The sequence below is a fragment of the Enterobacter sp. BNK-34 genome, assembly GCF_048684445.1.
In the GTDB taxonomy this organism is placed as follows: domain Bacteria; phylum Pseudomonadota; class Gammaproteobacteria; order Enterobacterales; family Enterobacteriaceae; genus Enterobacter; species Enterobacter pseudoroggenkampii.
The window spans coordinates 2,321,010-2,336,628 of record NZ_JBLQUA010000001.1; the positions used below are offsets into that span (position 1 = coordinate 2,321,010).

31 protein-coding genes and 1 tRNA gene are annotated in these 15,619 nt (G+C 54.0%); 9 read left to right on the forward strand and 23 right to left on the reverse strand.

Features of this window, described 5'->3' with window-relative positions; genetic code table 11:
* Positions 1 to 6 precede the first annotated feature (6 nt).
* On the reverse strand, positions 7 to 705 hold the full coding sequence (locus ACMGG5_RS11205; RefSeq protein WP_048991446.1) for an EAL domain-containing protein: 699 nt from the start codon (positions 703 to 705) through the stop codon (positions 7 to 9).
* Between the two features lie 278 nt (positions 706 to 983).
* Between ACMGG5_RS11205 and ACMGG5_RS11210 the strand changes: the two genes are divergently transcribed.
* Positions 984 to 1,060 (forward strand) — tRNA-Arg (locus ACMGG5_RS11210).
* 15 nt (positions 1,061 to 1,075) lie between these two features.
* Here ACMGG5_RS11210 and ACMGG5_RS11215 read toward each other — a convergent pair.
* The 22 genes from ACMGG5_RS11215 to ACMGG5_RS11320 all read right to left on the reverse strand — a co-directional run bounded on the left by ACMGG5_RS11215 (position 1,076) and on the right by ACMGG5_RS11320 (position 11,700).
* Positions 1,076 to 2,233, reverse strand: coding sequence for a tyrosine-type recombinase/integrase (locus tag ACMGG5_RS11215; protein ID WP_420278616.1), 1,158 nt, complete (start codon positions 2,231 to 2,233; stop codon positions 1,076 to 1,078).
* The gene (locus tag ACMGG5_RS11220; RefSeq protein ID WP_072058545.1) at positions 2,116 to 2,451 is read right to left on the reverse strand and encodes a helix-turn-helix domain-containing protein; all 336 of its coding nucleotides are present in this window, start codon (positions 2,449 to 2,451) and stop codon (positions 2,116 to 2,118) included. Before ACMGG5_RS11220 ends, ACMGG5_RS11215 begins: the two co-directional genes overlap by 118 nt.
* Before the next feature lie 8 nt (positions 2,452 to 2,459).
* The gene (locus tag ACMGG5_RS11225; RefSeq protein WP_219998864.1) at positions 2,460 to 2,660 is read right to left on the reverse strand and encodes a hypothetical protein; all 201 of its coding nucleotides are present in this window, start codon (positions 2,658 to 2,660) and stop codon (positions 2,460 to 2,462) included.
* Between the two features lie 112 nt (positions 2,661 to 2,772).
* Positions 2,773 to 3,150, reverse strand: a complete 378-nt coding sequence (locus ACMGG5_RS11230) for a hypothetical protein (RefSeq protein WP_248224120.1) — start codon at positions 3,148 to 3,150, stop codon at positions 2,773 to 2,775.
* Positions 3,151 to 3,253: 103 nt separating this feature from the next.
* Positions 3,254 to 3,484: a hypothetical protein gene (locus ACMGG5_RS11235; protein WP_420277842.1), complete on the reverse strand. Its 231-nt coding sequence runs from the start codon at positions 3,482 to 3,484 to the stop codon at positions 3,254 to 3,256.
* An 8-nt stretch (positions 3,485 to 3,492) separates the two neighbouring features.
* Positions 3,493 to 3,732: a DUF4222 domain-containing protein gene (locus tag ACMGG5_RS11240; protein WP_420277843.1), complete on the reverse strand. Its 240-nt coding sequence runs from the start codon at positions 3,730 to 3,732 to the stop codon at positions 3,493 to 3,495.
* Positions 3,710 to 4,057, reverse strand: a complete 348-nt coding sequence (locus ACMGG5_RS11245; RefSeq protein WP_420277844.1) for a hypothetical protein — start codon at positions 4,055 to 4,057, stop codon at positions 3,710 to 3,712. The genes ACMGG5_RS11240 and ACMGG5_RS11245 overlap by 23 nt, the downstream gene beginning before the upstream one ends.
* Positions 4,035 to 4,274 carry a TraR/DksA family transcriptional regulator gene (locus ACMGG5_RS11250; RefSeq protein ID WP_420277845.1) on the reverse strand — a complete coding sequence of 80 codons (240 nt, stop codon included), beginning with the start codon at positions 4,272 to 4,274 and terminating at the stop codon, positions 4,035 to 4,037. Before ACMGG5_RS11250 ends, ACMGG5_RS11245 begins: the two co-directional genes overlap by 23 nt.
* Positions 4,275 to 4,365: 91 nt before the next feature.
* Positions 4,366 to 4,557, reverse strand: coding sequence for a DUF1382 family protein (locus ACMGG5_RS11255; protein ID WP_094166988.1), 192 nt, complete (start codon positions 4,555 to 4,557; stop codon positions 4,366 to 4,368).
* Positions 4,554 to 5,261: a hypothetical protein gene (locus ACMGG5_RS11260; RefSeq protein WP_420277846.1), complete on the reverse strand. Its 708-nt coding sequence runs from the start codon at positions 5,259 to 5,261 to the stop codon at positions 4,554 to 4,556. Before ACMGG5_RS11260 ends, ACMGG5_RS11255 begins: the two co-directional genes overlap by 4 nt.
* Entirely contained in the window at positions 5,258 to 5,476 is a 219-nt protein-coding gene (locus ACMGG5_RS11265) for a hypothetical protein (protein WP_264863655.1), read from the reverse strand. Before ACMGG5_RS11265 ends, ACMGG5_RS11260 begins: the two co-directional genes overlap by 4 nt.
* Positions 5,473 to 6,132: an MT-A70 family methyltransferase gene (locus tag ACMGG5_RS11270; protein ID WP_420277847.1), complete on the reverse strand. Its 660-nt coding sequence runs from the start codon at positions 6,130 to 6,132 to the stop codon at positions 5,473 to 5,475. The genes ACMGG5_RS11265 and ACMGG5_RS11270 overlap by 4 nt, the downstream gene beginning before the upstream one ends.
* Positions 6,129 to 6,281 carry a DUF1317 family protein gene (locus ACMGG5_RS11275; protein ID WP_063308737.1) on the reverse strand — a complete coding sequence of 51 codons (153 nt, stop codon included), beginning with the start codon at positions 6,279 to 6,281 and terminating at the stop codon, positions 6,129 to 6,131. Before ACMGG5_RS11275 ends, ACMGG5_RS11270 begins: the two co-directional genes overlap by 4 nt.
* Positions 6,278 to 6,706, reverse strand: coding sequence for a regulator (locus ACMGG5_RS11280; protein WP_420277848.1), 429 nt, complete (start codon positions 6,704 to 6,706; stop codon positions 6,278 to 6,280). The genes ACMGG5_RS11275 and ACMGG5_RS11280 overlap by 4 nt, the downstream gene beginning before the upstream one ends.
* A complete protein-coding gene (locus ACMGG5_RS11285) occupies positions 6,703 to 7,383 on the reverse strand; it encodes a lambda exonuclease family protein (RefSeq protein WP_420277849.1) in 681 nt (226 codons plus the stop codon). Before ACMGG5_RS11285 ends, ACMGG5_RS11280 begins: the two co-directional genes overlap by 4 nt.
* Entirely contained in the window at positions 7,380 to 8,225 is an 846-nt protein-coding gene (gene bet, locus ACMGG5_RS11290) for a phage recombination protein Bet (RefSeq protein WP_420277850.1), read from the reverse strand. Before bet ends, ACMGG5_RS11285 begins: the two co-directional genes overlap by 4 nt.
* Before the next feature lie 18 nt (positions 8,226 to 8,243).
* Positions 8,244 to 8,528 carry a host nuclease inhibitor GamL gene (gene gamL, locus ACMGG5_RS11295; protein ID WP_420277851.1) on the reverse strand — a complete coding sequence of 95 codons (285 nt, stop codon included), beginning with the start codon at positions 8,526 to 8,528 and terminating at the stop codon, positions 8,244 to 8,246.
* Between the two features lie 7 nt (positions 8,529 to 8,535).
* Positions 8,536 to 9,504: a hypothetical protein gene (locus tag ACMGG5_RS11300; RefSeq protein ID WP_420277852.1), complete on the reverse strand. Its 969-nt coding sequence runs from the start codon at positions 9,502 to 9,504 to the stop codon at positions 8,536 to 8,538.
* A gap of 69 nt (positions 9,505 to 9,573) precedes the next feature.
* Complete coding sequence (locus ACMGG5_RS11305) at positions 9,574 to 9,714, reverse strand: host cell division inhibitory peptide Kil (RefSeq protein ID WP_045332448.1); 141 nt, start codon at positions 9,712 to 9,714, stop codon at positions 9,574 to 9,576.
* Complete coding sequence (locus ACMGG5_RS11310) at positions 9,711 to 9,869, reverse strand: hypothetical protein (protein ID WP_023327240.1); 159 nt, start codon at positions 9,867 to 9,869, stop codon at positions 9,711 to 9,713. The genes ACMGG5_RS11305 and ACMGG5_RS11310 overlap by 4 nt, the downstream gene beginning before the upstream one ends.
* On the reverse strand, positions 9,866 to 9,994 hold the full coding sequence (locus ACMGG5_RS11315; protein ID WP_258320270.1) for a hypothetical protein: 129 nt from the start codon (positions 9,992 to 9,994) through the stop codon (positions 9,866 to 9,868). Before ACMGG5_RS11315 ends, ACMGG5_RS11310 begins: the two co-directional genes overlap by 4 nt.
* A gap of 1,073 nt (positions 9,995 to 11,067) precedes the next feature.
* Positions 11,068 to 11,700: a LexA family protein gene (locus ACMGG5_RS11320; RefSeq protein WP_058657415.1), complete on the reverse strand. Its 633-nt coding sequence runs from the start codon at positions 11,698 to 11,700 to the stop codon at positions 11,068 to 11,070.
* 98 nt (positions 11,701 to 11,798) lie between these two features.
* Between ACMGG5_RS11320 and ACMGG5_RS11325 the strand changes: the two genes are divergently transcribed.
* The 8 genes from ACMGG5_RS11325 to ACMGG5_RS11360 all read left to right on the forward strand — a co-directional run bounded on the left by ACMGG5_RS11325 (position 11,799) and on the right by ACMGG5_RS11360 (position 15,617).
* A complete protein-coding gene (locus tag ACMGG5_RS11325) occupies positions 11,799 to 12,020 on the forward strand; it encodes a helix-turn-helix domain-containing protein (RefSeq protein ID WP_023296412.1) in 222 nt (73 codons plus the stop codon).
* Positions 12,021 to 12,060: 40 nt separating this feature from the next.
* Positions 12,061 to 12,282 (forward strand): CII family transcriptional regulator, encoded by a 222-nt coding sequence (locus ACMGG5_RS11330; protein ID WP_017383074.1) that lies wholly within the window; start codon positions 12,061 to 12,063, stop codon positions 12,280 to 12,282.
* Between the two features lie 82 nt (positions 12,283 to 12,364).
* Positions 12,365 to 13,219 carry a replication protein gene (locus tag ACMGG5_RS11335; RefSeq protein WP_420277853.1) on the forward strand — a complete coding sequence of 285 codons (855 nt, stop codon included), beginning with the start codon at positions 12,365 to 12,367 and terminating at the stop codon, positions 13,217 to 13,219.
* 2 nt (positions 13,220 to 13,221) lie between these two features.
* Complete coding sequence (locus tag ACMGG5_RS11340) at positions 13,222 to 14,076, forward strand: ATP-binding protein (protein WP_409244559.1); 855 nt, start codon at positions 13,222 to 13,224, stop codon at positions 14,074 to 14,076.
* Positions 14,073 to 14,372, forward strand: a complete 300-nt coding sequence (locus ACMGG5_RS11345) for a protein ren (RefSeq protein WP_409244560.1) — start codon at positions 14,073 to 14,075, stop codon at positions 14,370 to 14,372. Before ACMGG5_RS11340 ends, ACMGG5_RS11345 begins: the two co-directional genes overlap by 4 nt.
* A complete protein-coding gene (locus ACMGG5_RS11350; protein WP_420277854.1) occupies positions 14,369 to 14,905 on the forward strand; it encodes a hypothetical protein in 537 nt (178 codons plus the stop codon). The genes ACMGG5_RS11345 and ACMGG5_RS11350 overlap by 4 nt, the downstream gene beginning before the upstream one ends.
* A complete protein-coding gene (locus ACMGG5_RS11355; RefSeq protein ID WP_159403355.1) occupies positions 14,902 to 15,168 on the forward strand; it encodes a hypothetical protein in 267 nt (88 codons plus the stop codon). The genes ACMGG5_RS11350 and ACMGG5_RS11355 overlap by 4 nt, the downstream gene beginning before the upstream one ends.
* Positions 15,165 to 15,617, forward strand: a complete 453-nt coding sequence (locus ACMGG5_RS11360; RefSeq protein WP_420277855.1) for an ead/Ea22-like family protein — start codon at positions 15,165 to 15,167, stop codon at positions 15,615 to 15,617. Before ACMGG5_RS11355 ends, ACMGG5_RS11360 begins: the two co-directional genes overlap by 4 nt.
* Positions 15,618 to 15,619: the final 2 nt, after the last annotated feature.

The following is a 15,619-nucleotide window of genomic DNA, read 5'->3' on the forward strand; positions in this document are numbered from 1 at the left end:
GGCGTTTTAATCCTCCGGCCATGTCCAGGACGGCCAGTAATATCCCTGGCCGAGGTCTGCGCCTGCCTGCAGTGCCCAGGTACGATCGCGTTCAGTCTCAATACCTTCAATAAGCACTTTCCCGGCCAGCTGAAAGCAAAGGGAAACCAGTTGCCTCAGCGCAGGGGTGTCGCGTAAACGCCAGAATGCTTCCTTATCTATTTTGACGCCGCTTAACGGGAGTCGACAGGATAAAAACGACTGCACTAAGACGTCGTCCACGTCATCCAGCCAGATAGCGTGTCCCTGTCTGCTAAGTTGCTGCAGATTCTGAACCACATGCTGCTTCTGTGCGACGGTTAGCGCCAAAAAGGACGCGAGGTCGACAATCTCAATATTGAGCTGCACGCCAGGTAACCTGATAAGTCGCTGAAAAGACGCAGGCTCCGTCAGGACGGTTATCGGCAGATTAATAAAAAGGTTATGTCCGTGCGGCGTATTTTTTAGCGTGGCAAGCTGCGCTTCAAGCAGGGTTATCGACCACTCAGCGGACCGATCGCAAAAAAAGTCCTCGCTGTGGCGCGTGTCGGACAGAACGCTAAGTACCTCCACGCCAACCTGGCGCAGGGAGGTGAGGGCGACGATAGGCTCAAGCTTAATGCCGACGATGTCCTGAGAAAGGTACTGTAACCGGGGGGGCGTATCGATCAGGTTTTGCGCTGTCACTCCATTGTCCTGTTGTCTGTCAGCCTCCAGGCGGCCGGGATACCTGACTCTAGTGTGACGAGCTGACGTTCAGGAAAACAGCAGGCGTTACTTAAATGCAACTAGGCCTTTTCGCAGCGCTAAATTTTACGGTGAAACAGGGAGAAATGTTGAGAAAATAGCCGTATTTACAATCGGCTAGCGGTAATTGCCCTGGAAAGCGGAAAAGGCATTGACTCACCTGCCATTGACCGTATAATTCTTCGCGTTTCACCACCGCGAAGCACACGCTTCTCAGTGCGCCCTTAGCTCAGTTGGATAGAGCAACGGCCTTCTAAGCCGTAGGTCGTAGGTTCGAATCCTACAGGGCGTGCCATTTAGAAACAGGCACTTACGCTAGTTTCAACCCAGCCTGATTTTCTCCTTGTGTCGTATTTGTGTCATGGTTGCCAAAAATGGCATCTATTTTCCGTGCGTGTTCGCTTAAATGGTTCGGTGCCAGGTGAGCATAACGACGGACCATTTCGATCGACTCCCAGCCGCCCATTTCCTGCAGCACGGACAGTGGCACGCCGGACTGAATTAACCAGCTCGCCCAGGTATGCCGGAGGTCATGAAAACGGAAGTCCTCTATACCTGCTTTTGCCAGGCCAATACGCCAGGCGCTGTTATCGTCCACGCGCATTTTCCTGACAGCCGGAGTGATAGTTTTATCCGGTCGCGTCGATGGCTTCGTGTGAACGAATACCCACCTGGAACTTTTCCCGATCTGATCCCTTAACACCCTGCATGCGGTATCATTCAGAGCTACGCCGATAGCTTTGCCCGCCTTCGCGTTCTCCGGATTTACCCATGCAACCTTTCTCTGCATATCGACCTGCTGCCACTCCAGATCAATGATGTTGGAACGGCGCAGGCCGGTTGCCAGCGCAAATATCACCACCGGCTTTATCGACTCCGGCATGCAGGCGATAAGCCGTTCTGCCTCTTCCCTGGTCAGCCAGCGGATGCGTTTGCTGATTGGCTTTTTGGTCTTAATGACAGGGGCCGACTTTATCCATCCCCAGTCATTGGCTGCAGTTTTCAGCAGCGATCGCATAAAAGACAGGTGCTGGCTCTTTGTGGCCTGGCTTACTGGCTTTTCAGTGTATGGCGGCGGCTCCTTTCCACGGCGTATAGCTGCGTCCCGGCGCGACTCCCACACCTGAATATTCTTGCGGTTGACCATCTTCGAAACTGCTTCGTTTACCTGGTCCGCCGTGATGGTCGAAATATCCCGGCCGGAGAAATGCCGAAGGAAGTATTCGATTTTGGTTTTGTCGTCATCGAGGGACCGCTTATGCTCTTTCTCCCGGATCCACCTGATGCAACATTCCTCAAACGTCCTCGTCGGCAGTTCCCCGATTTTATCCACCCGCCACGCTTCAGCCTTCAGCTTGTCGTGCAGCTCCTGCGCTTGTTTCTTGTCCCCCGTGCCAAGAGATCGTCTAATTCTTTTCCCTGACGGCGTAACGAAATGACAGTGCCAGACGCCGCCTCTGAGGGTGATTGACATAAAATTTCTCCTTTATGTTCACCCGCGCTCGCGGAAACAGGATCGCGCGGGTCATGTAAATACGCAATACAGGCGACGTCGGTCGTGCGGTATTTGTTCCCGATCTTCTTCCCGGCGAGTTGGCCGGAGTCGATGAGGCGGTAGACAGTCCTCGGGGAGACCTTCAGGAGTTTTGCCGCTTTCTGCGCAGTGAGTGGCTCAGCTGTAACCATCTCCCCTCCTATGACATCGATTTATAAAACTGCGGACCGTCTGGCGTGGCCGCGCGTAATTCGTTTTCCGGGTGCACTGAATAATTTCTGTCGTCCCACCGCACCCAGAACTGCGGATTGTCTCCGTCCGAGTCCTGAAGGCTATCCACCACGCCATGAATTCCTCCGGTCTTCTTCTGGACTATTGCGCCCACAATAAAAGCAGCCATTGCACACCTTCCGGTTCGTGAAGAAATGATATGAGAGCGCCCAGCGCCATAAGTGCGGCGATGAGCCAAGTCATGGGGTTTGATTGCATGGGGCGCTCCTGCTGTTAAGCCGTTAGCGGATATCGATATCAGGGATGATTACTGAAGGTTTGAAGGTGACGCGGTAGAAGTATTTGCTGGTTTTCACGCCGTCAACCTGTTCCATAAACCAGGTGACGTTATCGCTTAAGCCCAGCATGTGCTTCTTGTACTCTTTTGGGCCTACCTGGCAGACCACACCCAGGGTTGTAGCTGTACTGCTGTTATCTTTAGAGCAAAGCCCTTCGATGGTCAGCAGATATTCACCGGTGATCCCGTTGTAGAATACGAAACGGCGGTTGACTTCGAAGTTGTCAGATGCGGTGCTGAGGTTTTTAGAAACCACATCAGCATCATTCACATCACACGCCGACAGCGCCAGAACAGCCAGTAGCAGTAAACATTTTTTCATTTTGTCACCTGTAAAAAGAAGCCCGGCGCGGGGCCGGGCAAAAGTGATAGCGGAGCAGTGCTTTCGCACCCAATAGCCAGCTCATAACTGGCTATCAGTTGCGTCAGTCGGCTTCATCTTCGTCCCAGTCCTCGTCGTAATATGGCGAAGCGAGAAGAGGGTTGGTTGCTGAGAGAATTTCTCCGGCGGCGCCCTGCCGCTGAAGTCGACGAAGCGCTTCATATAGCTCAAAGGCCTCTGTTCGCTCGTCACCTATATCGAGGGAGGACGCCACTTTGTGTGCCTCGGTGACCAGGGTTGATAGTTGGGTTCGGATGTCCTGAATGGTTTTCATGGCTCTCCTCATGCCGCGCGCTGGGCGCGCAGCTTCTTCAGGTGTTCTGCTGTTTCGATTTCATCGGTGATCCGCTCGGCCTGTGCTTTGGTGAGCGGCTCGAATTCATGTTGAAAGCGGCCCATGCTGGCGATGCAGGTGCGACCGTTGCGGATGTAGTGGATGACTTCGTGGGTAGCGCGGAGGATTTTGCAGGGCGCGCCGTGGGGATCGGCGTACCAGGTATTAGGCTGGATTATCCTGAACATTGGCTTGCTCCTGCAATAAGAGGTAGACGATTGCCACAGCACGCAGAGGGTTACGATGAGTGGAGCTGATACCAGACTCATGAGTTGCCTGCCAGACGGTCTTCCCTGATGGGGCCAGGCCGATTCGATGCTTCTTCATTGCCGGGTAAAGCTCTTCGGCGCGCCGCAGCGGGAAATAACCGGTGTTCTGTACCGTGTTGAACCAGTTCCACGACAAATTGGCACCGGTATTTTCATGCGGATGGGTGGTGGCGCTGTACTTTGGCTTCAGGAAATATGCGAGCCTGACACTGATTTCACCGTCACTGAGCTTGGTGTAATCCATCAAGCCCCCTTTGCTTGCGTATAAGCTCCAGGTCAGCCTGGCAACTGGCGCATGTCTGGCAGCCGGGAACGGCAGCGCGTCGCGGCTCCGGGATTTCCTCTCCGCACTCCGCGCAATGCTCTGCTGATACGGCGCTGTGGTCGATGCGGTGAGCGGAAAGGGCAGCGTTACGCTGAAGCTCTTCAATCTCTGCTGCTGTATCGATGATGTCTGCCATGGTCAATGCTCCCGGAACTGTCGGTTAATTCGGTTGAAGGTGAACGCCAGCAATAAAAAAGGCCGCATTAGCGACCTGGTGATTAATGCCTTCATGCTGCACCGCCTTCATTCTTCTCGGCTTCGACTGCCATCTGCTCAAGCCGTCGCGATAGCTCGGCGGCCAGTGTCTGGAATTCTTCCTCGGTCGCTACCGGGATCGGCACAAAGCGAATCCCGATGTGCGCAAGGTTATTGGCGATTTCCAGGCTTTTCCTCAAATCAACGGGTGCGGCTCTGTTCATGCTGGTAACCCTTTCACTGCGAGGAAGGCAGCCATCGACTTATCGACCAGCTTGGTGTTGTGGTATTTGGAGATCGCCCAGGTGATGGCAAAGAGTATCCAGCGGAAGTGGCTGGTGTAGGTTTTGAACGTCAACCCGTCGCAGACATCCCACGCACTCCAACTTTCGGGCCAGTCAGCGTTATAAACTGCCTGATATGCTTCCCAGTCATTGCTAAATCCACCACGGCATAATTCACGGACCGCCTCACGGACCTTGGCTTTATCACTGTCTGGAGTATCGTCTTCATCATCCCAGTCTTCGTCTTCCTGCTGGTCTTCTGGGGCATCTTCCAGATACTCGCTCATTGATTCCTTCAGGCTTCGGCAAAAAGCATCATGATCGTACTCTTTCGCCAATAGCTCACACGCTGAATAGCCAGCGCCAGCCTCCAGCTTTTCGGACCAATAACCGGTGTTAATACCGTCTTGCCACGGACCGAAAAAGTCGAACATGTCCGCGATACGGGAGAATGTCCAGGTGCCCATGTCGCCGGTGACAGTCAGATATCCCGGCCAGGTGATAATGTCGAAGTAATAACAGGACGTACCGGGCTGCTTCATGCGCAGGTGGCGGTAGAGACCGTCATCACGGATTATTTCAAGTCGGTGAAAGGCGGTATCAAGCAGAAATCTGGTTGATGTATCTATCTGTCGGCGAATCATTGTTCGGCTCCAAACCGCCCGTTAAGGCGGCCAGTTTTGACGACGAACTCCAGGAGGCTAACTCCCAGAGCTTCAATTTTCTTGTGATGCTTGTTGATGATGGGAGGCACCGTTTCGTTCCAATTAGGCTTTGGCTTCCTGCGCATGGCCTGTTGGATTTCCTCGGTGCAGCGGCGGCAGGCGGCGCGGATGGCGTTGTCTGTTTCTGGTGTCATGCGGCCTCCGTTTTCACAACATTGATGGCGCAGCCGGGCAGCAGTTCTACAGCGGCGGTGTCGCACTGGTTTCCCCAGTGGTGCCAGCCTGGTGCCGCGCTGCGGCTGAACAGCTCAATGCGAGGCACATCACCGTAAAGCAACTCCAGCCGGCGGCGAACTTCCCACGGCTTTTCGCTGTGCGCGCCCAGCGGGCTGTAGACCACCTGCTTAATCCCGGCGTGCTTACGCTCCAGCCCGGCGCCGCGGGTGGCAATCAACAGGTCTTCGGTGTTGGCCCTAGTGTGGTTGCCGCCGTTCATGCGCGTCTCGGCGTTAAGCAGATCGAGGAAGTCGTAAAAGTCGGTGACCTCACCCTCGGACAGCGCCTTGTTGATGCGCAGCTCGGCATTCTGATTCAGCTTCACCCAGGTAAAGCCCTTCATCGTGCGAACGGTAAATCCCCAGGCCTCAGCCAGTTCGATAGCCTCCTGGTTATGCGTGCCGGTGTACCACATCGCCAGCACAGCGTTTTCGGCGGCAAGTTCCCAGACTGGCAGGCGTTTGATGTCGATTAGCTTCATGGTGGAATAGTGGTCGGCAGCGGCGCCATTGCTGATGGTGTTGCCGTAAGACCAGGGAGGATCGACATACAGAAGTGAGTATTTCGCTGTCATGCCGCCTCCTGCCTTTCCCGATATTCCTCAGCGAGCCGCTGCGCCTTTAATGGATTGCTGACCACTTCACCCCATGGCATTAGCCAGCCTTTACCAATGAAGGGAAGGCGCAATGTGCCAACCCTGATGTCGTCGTGAGCGTGAGTCATAGGATGGACTCCATTTCGTCGATGTAGAGGCCCTGAGCAATCAGGCGGCGACGGCGGGAGGCACGTTCAATGCACTCCTGCCGTCTACCTTCCTGCGATTGTTCTATGGCGCGCCGGGTAAACAGCCGTGATTTGCCTTGCGGCGTTACGACCTTCGGCTTCGTGACCAGGTCGAATGCCCGGTCGCATATGCCGTCCTCGTTGATCCACTTTTCCGACTCAACGATCTGCGCTATCTGTCCGGTGCCGCGGGTAATGCCGTTGGCGACACGGTTAAACTCGATGAGCGTTACGCCAAACTTCTCGGCAATTTCGCTACCGGTTACCGGGCGGCCGCGCGTCTGAATCATCCAGATAACGCGCTCACGGAGGCCGGAGAATTGCCCGGTTCGCCCAGGCCGGCGGTAAAAGGGTGTGCGTTTCATTTCCACTGTTCCCCGAACGTGAAGCCGATCTCTGCCAGCGCCTCGTCCATCTTCTCAATGAACTCCGGCACCATTTCGTTGAAGTCGGACATGTACTGCGGATCCCGCTCAACGACGACGTGGTGAATGCCTTCGCGTTTCATGCGCGGGTCATAGTTGGCAAAGAACCAGGCGTATTTTCCGGTAACCCACATGCTGTACTGCACCTGGGCCATGTATGCAGACTTGATTGCTTCGAAACCGCCAAGGCGGAATTTCATGAAGTCGCGAGAGGTGAAAGGGCATTTAAGCTCAAGGCCGAACCCGTTACTGCACAAGCCGTCAGGGGAGCACGCGGTGCGCATGCTCTCGTCACGGAACAGGATCGGAGACTCCGTGACTTTCACGTCAGTGGTGAACTCGAAGAGGGTACGGGCGTCTTCCTCGTACTGCTTGCCCCAGGCCAGCGCCTTGGCGTTAACCTCTGGCGCGACGCCGGTGCATACCTCAGCGAGCAGCGTGTGGAAGTAGGACATTTTCATGTCTGTCCACTTCTTTCCCGATCTTGGCTTGGCGATGACGTTGTGGACTTCAGAGGCGGTGATAACTCCGAGGCGCAACCGGTGCCACGCCTCATCGCCCTGTTGAATAGTGGTTACATCAATGCCGGTCCGGGCAAGGATAATTTCGGGTGTCATGCTGCCGCCTTAGCCTTTTTCTGAAGGAAGTTGAACCCTTTCTGTGCCTCTTCTTCAGTGAGGTCTGACGCCTCAAGAATTGGCCGTTTGAAGATGTCGCTGCACACCGGGAGGAAGTCTTGCTCCCAGTCTTTATTCAGCGATGTTAAGAGATCGGTGATCGCTTGAAGCGTTTCTTCGCTTGCTGCTGGTGGAAGTGCTTCTGTGGTACTTCGCGGCGTGACGTCACGCATATCGACATCCAGAGATTTGCCTTCCATTTCTTCGGCGGTAGGCTGCTGCCCAATCTCAGGCCATGCCTTACGCAACGCTTGGGCTTCTGCGCATTTCGCCAGCTGGCCGTATGGGCGCTTTTTCCACATAGCGTTCGGCGCTGTGGTGTCGCGGCCGCCGGTGGCATAGTTTTCAATCCAGTATTCTTTGGCGCTGAACTCGACGATCTCGCCGCTGGGCATGCGCTTGAAAACGGTGTATTTGCACCACTGAGGGAAGGTCACCTCGACACCAGTAAGCGTCTGAGTTACGTCGGGCCCGAACTCAGGCTCACGGGCCCCGGCATAATCGCCAGAACGGTCTGCCTGAATGCGGTAAAGCCCGATGCCCGGCATGACGACGTCGCGCCATTCGCTTTTGCCCGTTCTTGAGTCTTTGACGCTCATCGGCACGAGGTGAACGGGCTTCAGCAATGGATCCAACTGGCGGGCACGGCAGTAATCGAGCGCCATCATTACCGATTCGTCTTTGGCGCCAGGGTAGATACTGTTCTTCAGCGCGCTCCAGGTAGCGACGTCGATGCCTTTTTCCTGCAGCGCGCTCGCCGTTATTGTTAATTCGTTTGCCATCGTTAATCCCCTCAAAAATTAAAACGGGCAGCCGGTACGGTGTTCCCAGTCGTATTCCGCCTGGGCGTAAGCAACTGCCGAAATGAAATCGTTGTAGGCCTTGCCAGCGTCATCGCTGCGCAGTCCTTCATATGGGCTGGAGTCAATCGGGACTGAGAAGTGGAAGAGGCCGGACGGCTCTTTCGGCATCATGTCGATGATTTGCTGCGCCCGGTCACCGATCCACTTCTCTTTCTCGTCGATGAGCTGCAGCTCAGCCCAGCGTCGATCTTCGATTCGGTCGTAAGTGAGGTATGCGTTCATGGTTGCCTCAATATTTGATATGCGCGTCCTGCACTTTGCCGCCAGCGATCGCCAGCAGTGCTTTCTGCGCGAATTCTTCAGGGATGCCCTGAGCTATAAGGTCGGCGATGACGCGACGGTTGACGGTGCGGCGGTGCTCTTTGTCTGCGGCTCGGCGCGCTTCTTCTTCAGCTTTGCGCTGCTCTTCGGCAAGACGGGCTTTCTCTTTCGCTTCAGCTTCACGCTTGATGCGATCCGCTTCTTCCTGTGCTTTCCGTTTTTCTTCTGCGATGGCGTCCTGCTTCTCACGTTCTGCACGGTCAGCGTCTTCTTTGCGTTTACGCTCTGCGGCATCAGCGCGTGCTTTCTCTTCAGCTTCGCGACGCGCTGCAGCATCAAGTTCCGCTTTATGTCTCTCTTCGGCTTCGCGCTTGGCTTTCTCAGCCGCTTCCTGCTTCAGTCGCTCGTCACGTTCACGCTGAGACTGTTCTGCTAGGCGGCGCTGCTCTTCGCGGTCACGGTCAAACTTGTCATTCATCAGCAGAGCCATTTCGTGGTCTGCCTCGATCTGCGCGGCGCGCTGACGGTCGAACTCTTCGTTCATCACCAGCGCTTCGGCGTGCATCGCGTTCATGGCTTCTTCAGCCTTGATGCGTTCCTGCTCTGCTTCCCATTCTGTGAGTGGGCGGCGGGTCGCATCGCGCAGCTCGTCACAGGCATCAACGAAACGCTTAATTTCGGCCTCAGCCGGGCGCACAGCTTCTTTCAGGCGCTTCAGGTACTCACGACCAGGCTTTTCGATTGCCGTCTTGCTGCGGGACACCTGCGCCGCCAGAGAGGCGACACGGTCACGGCCTTTCTTCGTGGACAGGTCCGGCACTTCGTTCACTGCCTGGCGGATTTGCTCGAGATAAGCGTCAAGGCCGCCCGTTACGTAGAGCACTGGCGCCTGCTCCGGCTTGATTTCGATGACAGTTAAGTCCGTTACTTCGCTCATGGTTTCTCCTGAAATTTGGATGTGCAGATGCCGCCCGCGTAATGCCAGGCCGATCGGTTGAATAGGGGGTTAGGCTGCTTTTCTATGCCACGGATAACCGATGGCAACCTTCATTTCGTCGTAGGCTGCCATCCACATGGCGCCATCACCGATAAACAGGGCAATGGCTGCTTTACTCTGCGCGGCGCGCAGCAGGTGATGATTGATCATGCCTTCACCTCAACCTGTTTCAGGAGGCCAGCGATATGCATCTGCCAGCGGTTCAGAGTCAGCTTGTCGCGTGGTGCCGATACCGACGTCAGCTGCCACTCGTTATCGTTGAGCTTTTTGGCTGTGTACTGCTTGCCGTTGTGGGTGACTGTCATGATGCAGCCTTAAGAGCCTCTTCGGCTTCTTTGATACGCGCTGCGGTGCCAGCATTCGGAGCGATTTCATTAAGGTGACGGGCGTCTTCTAAAAGCTTTGCGATTATATCTTTCAGGTCTGTCATAAATCCTCTTGGCCTTATCGCGGCGAACGGAACGGTTAATACAAGACTTCTTCGCTAATGGGCGGTGGATGGCCGCCGGTTGTCATAACTAAGCCGCCTCGGTGAAGCGACTGAGGTATGAAGCATTAAAAAACCCGCCGGAGCGGGTCATGACACCTTCTGAAGTGCTGATGTGCGTGGGTAGTAAAACTTCGGTTTCGCCGTCGACCCTTCCTTCGGTTCAACTTTTACGGTGTAACGCGTTTGTTTTTTGTATTCCCACACTTCCGTAATCACACCTGTTTTCGTCTTCCAGCTGCCATTGGCCTGGCTTGACCACGTAACAACATCTCCTTTCTTAAACTCCATCGCCTTACCCTCTGTCGTTACCCGCTGATGCGGGAGAAATGCTTTGTGGTGCAGCGCCGGGTGCTTATCTTCCGGTTGCCGTCGATGCAGCTGCAATTCACTGCACTACAAAGCACTTCGCCACACTCTCGCAGTGGCCAGCGCCGGTCACCCGGTCACATTTGAAGCTGCTTACGCGTTAACCGGGCGCTAACCGGTAACTCAGTGATGCTTTACGCCTCCTTTCCCTCACTACGCCGCCGTGGGAACCCGACCGTATTAACGCCGTCGTCACGCTGCCTGAATAGGCATCAAGGTGCGGACTGTCCGCTTTAGTGCTTCATTGGAATCACTCCTCTAAGTTGAATCAGCGCCAACTCACTGTCAGTGTTGCCCGTTCTCACGCCGTTCTCGCTCTCGCGCGGGGATACTCTCTCACCGACCGGATCGCACCCGGTGATACAGCACGTTTACGTGTAGGGGTCTTAACAGGTCATTGACGCTGTAAATCTGCATGTTGTTAAAAAGCAGGCGACTTGCTGTCCGCCGCTGGCTAACTTCGCTCAGCTGTCGATGTTTCGTTTCGATGGAGTAAAGATACAGATAAAACTGTATTATCGTCAACAGACAAAACTGTATTTAATGGCGTAAAATACATATGTTTCTGTATTTGATTGGAAAATATTTTTGTTCAGACGAAAAAAAACCGGCCGAAGCCGGTTATTTTTTATAGGAGGGAAGGTCTGCTATCGCTTTCTGCGGTAGATGCGATGCTCAATCATAACGCCAATGATGGTCAATGGCTGGTGATCACTGTTAATGACAGGGTAATCATCATTTAGGGGGACTAATTCAAAGTGCTGGCATCCCATGGGGTCAATGTATGTTGGGCGATATTTTTTGAAAGTTGCCTGCGCTCCGCCGTTCCTTGCCACAACAAACTCCCCGGGAGTTGGCTCAACCTCGGGATCAACGATGATAATGTCCCCGGCCTTGAAATCAGGCTCCATCGAATCACCTTCAATGCGCAGCGCGAAGGTATATTCAGAAATATCAGAGTCCGTGAGGATGTACTCGAGGTTCCCGTCGAAAGCCTCAATGGGATTTTTTTCGGCTAATGCGCCTGCCTGAACATAGCTTATCAACGGAACTCTCCTGCTGTTAACCTCTGCCACCGGCATAAAGGCGCCGCCATTCATCAGCCAGTCAGCATCGGATTTAAGAGCCTTGGCTATACCAATTATATTCCGAGGTTTAAGTGTTTTCCCGTCTTCAATGCTCTGCCAGGATTGCTGCCGTATACCGGCCATTTCAGCTGCTTCTGCCTGGGTTAACCCCAGCTCAATTCTCTTCTGCTTTACGCGGTCCGCAAGGCTCATAAATACCTCTCTCTGTCCTCCCTGATAATCACAGTTAAAACTGTAATTGACAAACAGAAATAACTGTCAGAGAATACAGATAAAACTGTGGAGGAGATATGGAAACAATTTCTCAACGACTCAAGCAAAAACGTGAAGAGATGAATCTGTCTCAGGATCAGCTGGCGAAGCTGGCTGGCATGAAACAGCAATCTCTGCAGGCCATTGAGGCCGGGACAACAAAGCGCCCACGTTACCTGGTTGAGCTGGCGCGCGCCCTTAAGTGCGAGCCTGAATGGCTTCTCTTTGGCGACGAGCCAAATAAATCAACAGCCGCCTGACCGGCGGCCATAACCAATTAATTCAGAGGAAGTATCGCAAATGGAGACCTTAACGACACGCAACAAAGCGGAGGCACGACGAATTGAGAGCTGGGTGCAGCGGCAAATCGCAGATCTTGGGACCACCAGGATCGCCGAAGTAGCTGGCGTGAACAAATCAACCGTAAGCCGGTGGCGGGAGAACCTGGTACCGAACATGTCGCTGCTACTGGCCATCCTGATTTCTAACCGGGATGGAGTGAAGGGAGATTTTGAAGCATGAACGCAGAAAGGGCGAAAGCCGCGGTGCTGGAACACCAACGGCTTTCAAGTGGAATTAACTGGATCAATTCACAGGAGCAATTATGGCAAACACTGCCGAAGTAATCAATTTCCCTGTGCCTGACGTGGCACCTAAGGAGCCGCGCGTGGCAGATCTTGATGATGGCTATACGCGCATCGCCAATGAACTTCTGGAGGCTGTCATGCTGGCTGGATTGTCTCAGCATCAGCTGCTGGTCTTCATGGCAGTAATGCGCAAAACATACGGTTTCAACAAAAAGGCCGACTGGGTCAGCAATGATCAGTTATCTGCCCTGACCGGCATCCTCCCGCACAAATGCTCTGCGGCTAAAAGTGCGTTAGTTAAGCGTGGGGTATTTACCCAAATCGGGCGAACTGTGGGGATTAACAAAGCGGTCAGCGAATGGGTGAAATTACCCAAATCAGGTAACGAAAATAAAGTTTACCTGAAAGAGGTAAATTTACCCGAATCAGGTAAGAAATATTTACCCGAATCAGGTAACGACACTTACCCAAATCAGGTAAACACAAAAGACAAACATACAAAAGACAATAAAGACAATATTAATAAACCCCCTAAATCCCCCAAACCGGCTTCGTTCGATCCGGCTGGTGTTGACCTTCCTGAATGGCTGTCAGTTTCAGTCTGGAAGTCATGGGTCGATTATCGTCGCGACCTGAAGAAACCGATTAAGTCTCAGCAGACGGTAACCCAGGCCATCAACCTGCTCGAGCGTTGCAAGTGCAGCGGTTACCAGCCTGAAGAAATCATCAACCAGAGCATTGCTAACGGCTGGCAGGGTTTGTTTGAGCCTAAGGGCGCCAAGCAGCCTTCCCGCAATCAGTCTCGCGTATCTGAGAACTTCGCTGGCAAGGACTATGGCCAGACTGAAATCCCGTCATGGGCGAGGGACTGAGTATGGAACTGCTCGAAAAAATCGACGCTATCGAAAAAATGCTGGAAGTTCTCAGCAGGCCGCCAGAGCAACTCCCTAACTGCGAGACCGTCTGCGAAACGGTGCTGTGCGAGAAACATGGCGAGTACGAACAGCGTAAACGCGTTCTTACCAGCAGCCTCATCAAGCTGCCTTCACCGCCGACTCGCTGCCCGGGCTGCCTGCGCGATGAGTTGACCTTCCTGTATACCGAGAAAAAACGCTGGGAAGACCGCACGCGTCAGCAGAACATCGATCGCCTGCTGCGCCAGCTTGAAATCCCCGAGCGCTTTGTGACGTGCACGCTGGAAAACTACCAGCCGGTTGGCAAAGAGTCAGAGCGCGCGCTGCGTGTTTGCCAGGCTTATGCCGCAAAGTGGCCCGAGCGCCTGAAACAGGGTGGCGGCCTGGTGATGTGCGGAAAGCCAGGAACAGGTAAAAACCACCTCGCCCTGGCGATTGCCCGCCACGTCATCGAGAACCACCAGAGCCCGGTAATTTTCACCACAGCACTGAAAATTGCCCGTGAGTTCAAATCAACGTGGTCGAAAACAGCGACGCGCTGCGAGAACGACGTGATTTCGCACTTCACCACTCCTGACCTGCTGATCATCGATGAGGTGGGCGTCCAGTTTGGCAGCGAAGCCGAGAAGCTGATCATGTTCGAAATCATCAACACCCGGTACGAGCGGATGAAGCCGACCATCCTGATCAGCAACCAGACCAAAGAAGAACTGGCAGAGTTCGTGAGTGAGCGCGTTATCGACCGCATGAGCGATGGCGGCGGGTGCACGCTGTCATTCACCTGGGATTCTTACCGTTCCAAGGGGGCAGCATGAAAGGTAAACAGGCAATTCTGCGTTATCTCGAAACGCACCGGACCTTCACCGCAAAGGATGTGTCTGCCGAGTGTGGCATGACCATCAACTGCATCACGAAGAATGCTATCGATCTGGAGCGGGCCCGGAAGATTGTGCGGGTGAGCAAGGTCTGGCGAACGGTGACTTATCGCCTGGCGACGCCGGAAGAGCAGGACGGCACCGCGCGCAGTTGCACCAACGGAATATTTCAGGAGTGCCGCAACAGCGCGGCTATGAAGAGAGTATTGATGGTTTGGGGGAGGATAGGGGTATGAGCGTGAAAAATTTGGTCGAAATGATTAGGCATAACGGACTTCTGTCTTCAGTGTCTCAGCTTGAAAAGTTGTATCAGGCTGCAATCGAGAACGAGCAGGAACTTGCCGAACTTGAAGCCCATCTCGCGGCGCTGGCTGCGGAGAATGCGGGGATGGATGCATTCGTCGATGCGTTGCTCTCTATCGCCTTGCAAGGTGGCTCCGCTGATGGTGCGGAGATACAGGAGCTGGCGCTGAAGCATGGCCTGCTTCGTCAGGAAGTCTACTCTGCTGATGAGCACGAAACACTGGTCGATGACCCTGGTATCTTTGAAAACGGCGATCCGGTTTACTTCCGCGTTGAAACCCCTGCGATCGACGCTTTCCTGGCTGAAGTGCGGGCGCAGGGTGTTGATGCTCTGGTTGATCGTCGTCTAACTGCTGCTCGGCTGGCAAAAGAGGCTGGTCGTGAGACTACTGCTCGCGACCTTGAGGGTGAGGCGATTAGAGCGAGATTCTTCGCCGTGGAAATTCGCAAAGGAGCGCAGTCATGAAGCCTGAATTCGAATTTGGTGATTATGCACTGATTGAGCAAAAGCGCTTTGGTGTTCCAAACGAAATGTTTGTCTACAAAGTCGTTAGCCAGATCAGCTCAAACACCTGGGTTGAAGTGCCTGTCACCGTTGGCAAGAAAGAGGAAATTCACTCCGAATCTGAGCCTGTTTGCCTCTGTATTTGCTGTGGTGTTGATGAAACAGAAGTCAGGCGCTATCGCGTTAAAGACATGCAGCATTATCCACGGGAGGCCGCCCAATGAGCAACTTCGACAAACGCGCATTACGTGAGCGCGCAGAAAGCACTATCGGCATTCTGGAAAACATTTCCGGGTTTGAACCTTCAGATATCGACGGAGATACCGTAGAGCTCCGCTTTGAAACTGAGGACGGTTTCGATACCGGTTGTGACGTGAGCATTGTTGACCAGTGCCAGAAAGCCGCAGATGTAGTTCGGGCGCTGCTGGATGAGCTGGAAGCCGCACACGAATTAGTCGAGCTTCAGCGCTTCAAGCTTGAGCGACAGGCAGAGGATTTACACCAGGCTAAGTCGCTGGAAAGCATCCACAGAGAGAAGCGATTCGAAGTAGAGCGAGAGTTCAGTGACTACAAGCATAGTGCTGAAAGCAACTCAACGAGGCTGGCTAAAGAGGTGTGTCGCCTCGAAGATGAACTAATTGCCGCAGGCATCCGCATCAACAGGGAGGACTAACC

Coding starts and splice junctions, on each gene's coding strand:
- ACMGG5_RS11345 (WP_409244560.1), top strand. CDS start 14,073: ATGAAAGGTAAACAGGCAATTCTGCGTTATCTCGAAACGCACCGGACC.
- ACMGG5_RS11255 (WP_094166988.1), bottom strand. CDS start 4,557: ATGAACAGAGCCGCACCCGTTGATTTGAGGAAAAGCCTGGAAATCGCC.
- ACMGG5_RS11350 (WP_420277854.1), top strand. CDS start 14,369: ATGAGCGTGAAAAATTTGGTCGAAATGATTAGGCATAACGGACTTCTG.
- ACMGG5_RS11250 (WP_420277845.1), bottom strand. CDS start 4,274: ATGGCAGACATCATCGATACAGCAGCAGAGATTGAAGAGCTTCAGCGT.
- ACMGG5_RS11220 (WP_072058545.1), bottom strand. CDS start 2,451: ATGGTTACAGCTGAGCCACTCACTGCGCAGAAAGCGGCAAAACTCCTG.
- ACMGG5_RS11275 (WP_063308737.1), bottom strand. CDS start 6,281: ATGACTCACGCTCACGACGACATCAGGGTTGGCACATTGCGCCTTCCC.
- ACMGG5_RS11245 (WP_420277844.1), bottom strand. CDS start 4,057: ATGGATTACACCAAGCTCAGTGACGGTGAAATCAGTGTCAGGCTCGCA.
- ACMGG5_RS11325 (WP_023296412.1), top strand. CDS start 11,799: ATGGAAACAATTTCTCAACGACTCAAGCAAAAACGTGAAGAGATGAAT.
- ACMGG5_RS11335 (WP_420277853.1), top strand. CDS start 12,365: ATGGCAAACACTGCCGAAGTAATCAATTTCCCTGTGCCTGACGTGGCA.
- ACMGG5_RS11270 (WP_420277847.1), bottom strand. CDS start 6,132: ATGACAGCGAAATACTCACTTCTGTATGTCGATCCTCCCTGGTCTTAC.
- ACMGG5_RS11340 (WP_409244559.1), top strand. CDS start 13,222: ATGGAACTGCTCGAAAAAATCGACGCTATCGAAAAAATGCTGGAAGTT.
- ACMGG5_RS11360 (WP_420277855.1), top strand. CDS start 15,165: ATGAGCAACTTCGACAAACGCGCATTACGTGAGCGCGCAGAAAGCACT.
- ACMGG5_RS11330 (WP_017383074.1), top strand. CDS start 12,061: ATGGAGACCTTAACGACACGCAACAAAGCGGAGGCACGACGAATTGAG.
- ACMGG5_RS11305 (WP_045332448.1), bottom strand. CDS start 9,714: ATGATCAATCATCACCTGCTGCGCGCCGCGCAGAGTAAAGCAGCCATT.
- ACMGG5_RS11300 (WP_420277852.1), bottom strand. CDS start 9,504: ATGAGCGAAGTAACGGACTTAACTGTCATCGAAATCAAGCCGGAGCAG.
- ACMGG5_RS11265 (WP_264863655.1), bottom strand. CDS start 5,476: ATGACACCAGAAACAGACAACGCCATCCGCGCCGCCTGCCGCCGCTGC.
- ACMGG5_RS11230 (WP_248224120.1), bottom strand. CDS start 3,150: ATGAAAAAATGTTTACTGCTACTGGCTGTTCTGGCGCTGTCGGCGTGT.
- gamL (WP_420277851.1), bottom strand. CDS start 8,528: ATGAACGCATACCTCACTTACGACCGAATCGAAGATCGACGCTGGGCT.
- ACMGG5_RS11320 (WP_058657415.1), bottom strand. CDS start 11,700: ATGAGCCTTGCGGACCGCGTAAAGCAGAAGAGAATTGAGCTGGGGTTA.
- ACMGG5_RS11315 (WP_258320270.1), bottom strand. CDS start 9,994: ATGACAGACCTGAAAGATATAATCGCAAAGCTTTTAGAAGACGCCCGT.
- ACMGG5_RS11280 (WP_420277848.1), bottom strand. CDS start 6,706: ATGAAACGCACACCCTTTTACCGCCGGCCTGGGCGAACCGGGCAATTC.
- ACMGG5_RS11260 (WP_420277846.1), bottom strand. CDS start 5,261: ATGATTCGCCGACAGATAGATACATCAACCAGATTTCTGCTTGATACC.
- ACMGG5_RS11355 (WP_159403355.1), top strand. CDS start 14,902: ATGAAGCCTGAATTCGAATTTGGTGATTATGCACTGATTGAGCAAAAG.
- bet (WP_420277850.1), bottom strand. CDS start 8,225: ATGGCAAACGAATTAACAATAACGGCGAGCGCGCTGCAGGAAAAAGGC.
- ACMGG5_RS11310 (WP_023327240.1), bottom strand. CDS start 9,869: ATGACAGTCACCCACAACGGCAAGCAGTACACAGCCAAAAAGCTCAAC.
- ACMGG5_RS11285 (WP_420277849.1), bottom strand. CDS start 7,383: ATGACACCCGAAATTATCCTTGCCCGGACCGGCATTGATGTAACCACT.
- ACMGG5_RS11240 (WP_420277843.1), bottom strand. CDS start 3,732: ATGTTCAGGATAATCCAGCCTAATACCTGGTACGCCGATCCCCACGGC.
- ACMGG5_RS11225 (WP_219998864.1), bottom strand. CDS start 2,660: ATGGCTGCTTTTATTGTGGGCGCAATAGTCCAGAAGAAGACCGGAGGA.
- ACMGG5_RS11235 (WP_420277842.1), bottom strand. CDS start 3,484: ATGAAAACCATTCAGGACATCCGAACCCAACTATCAACCCTGGTCACC.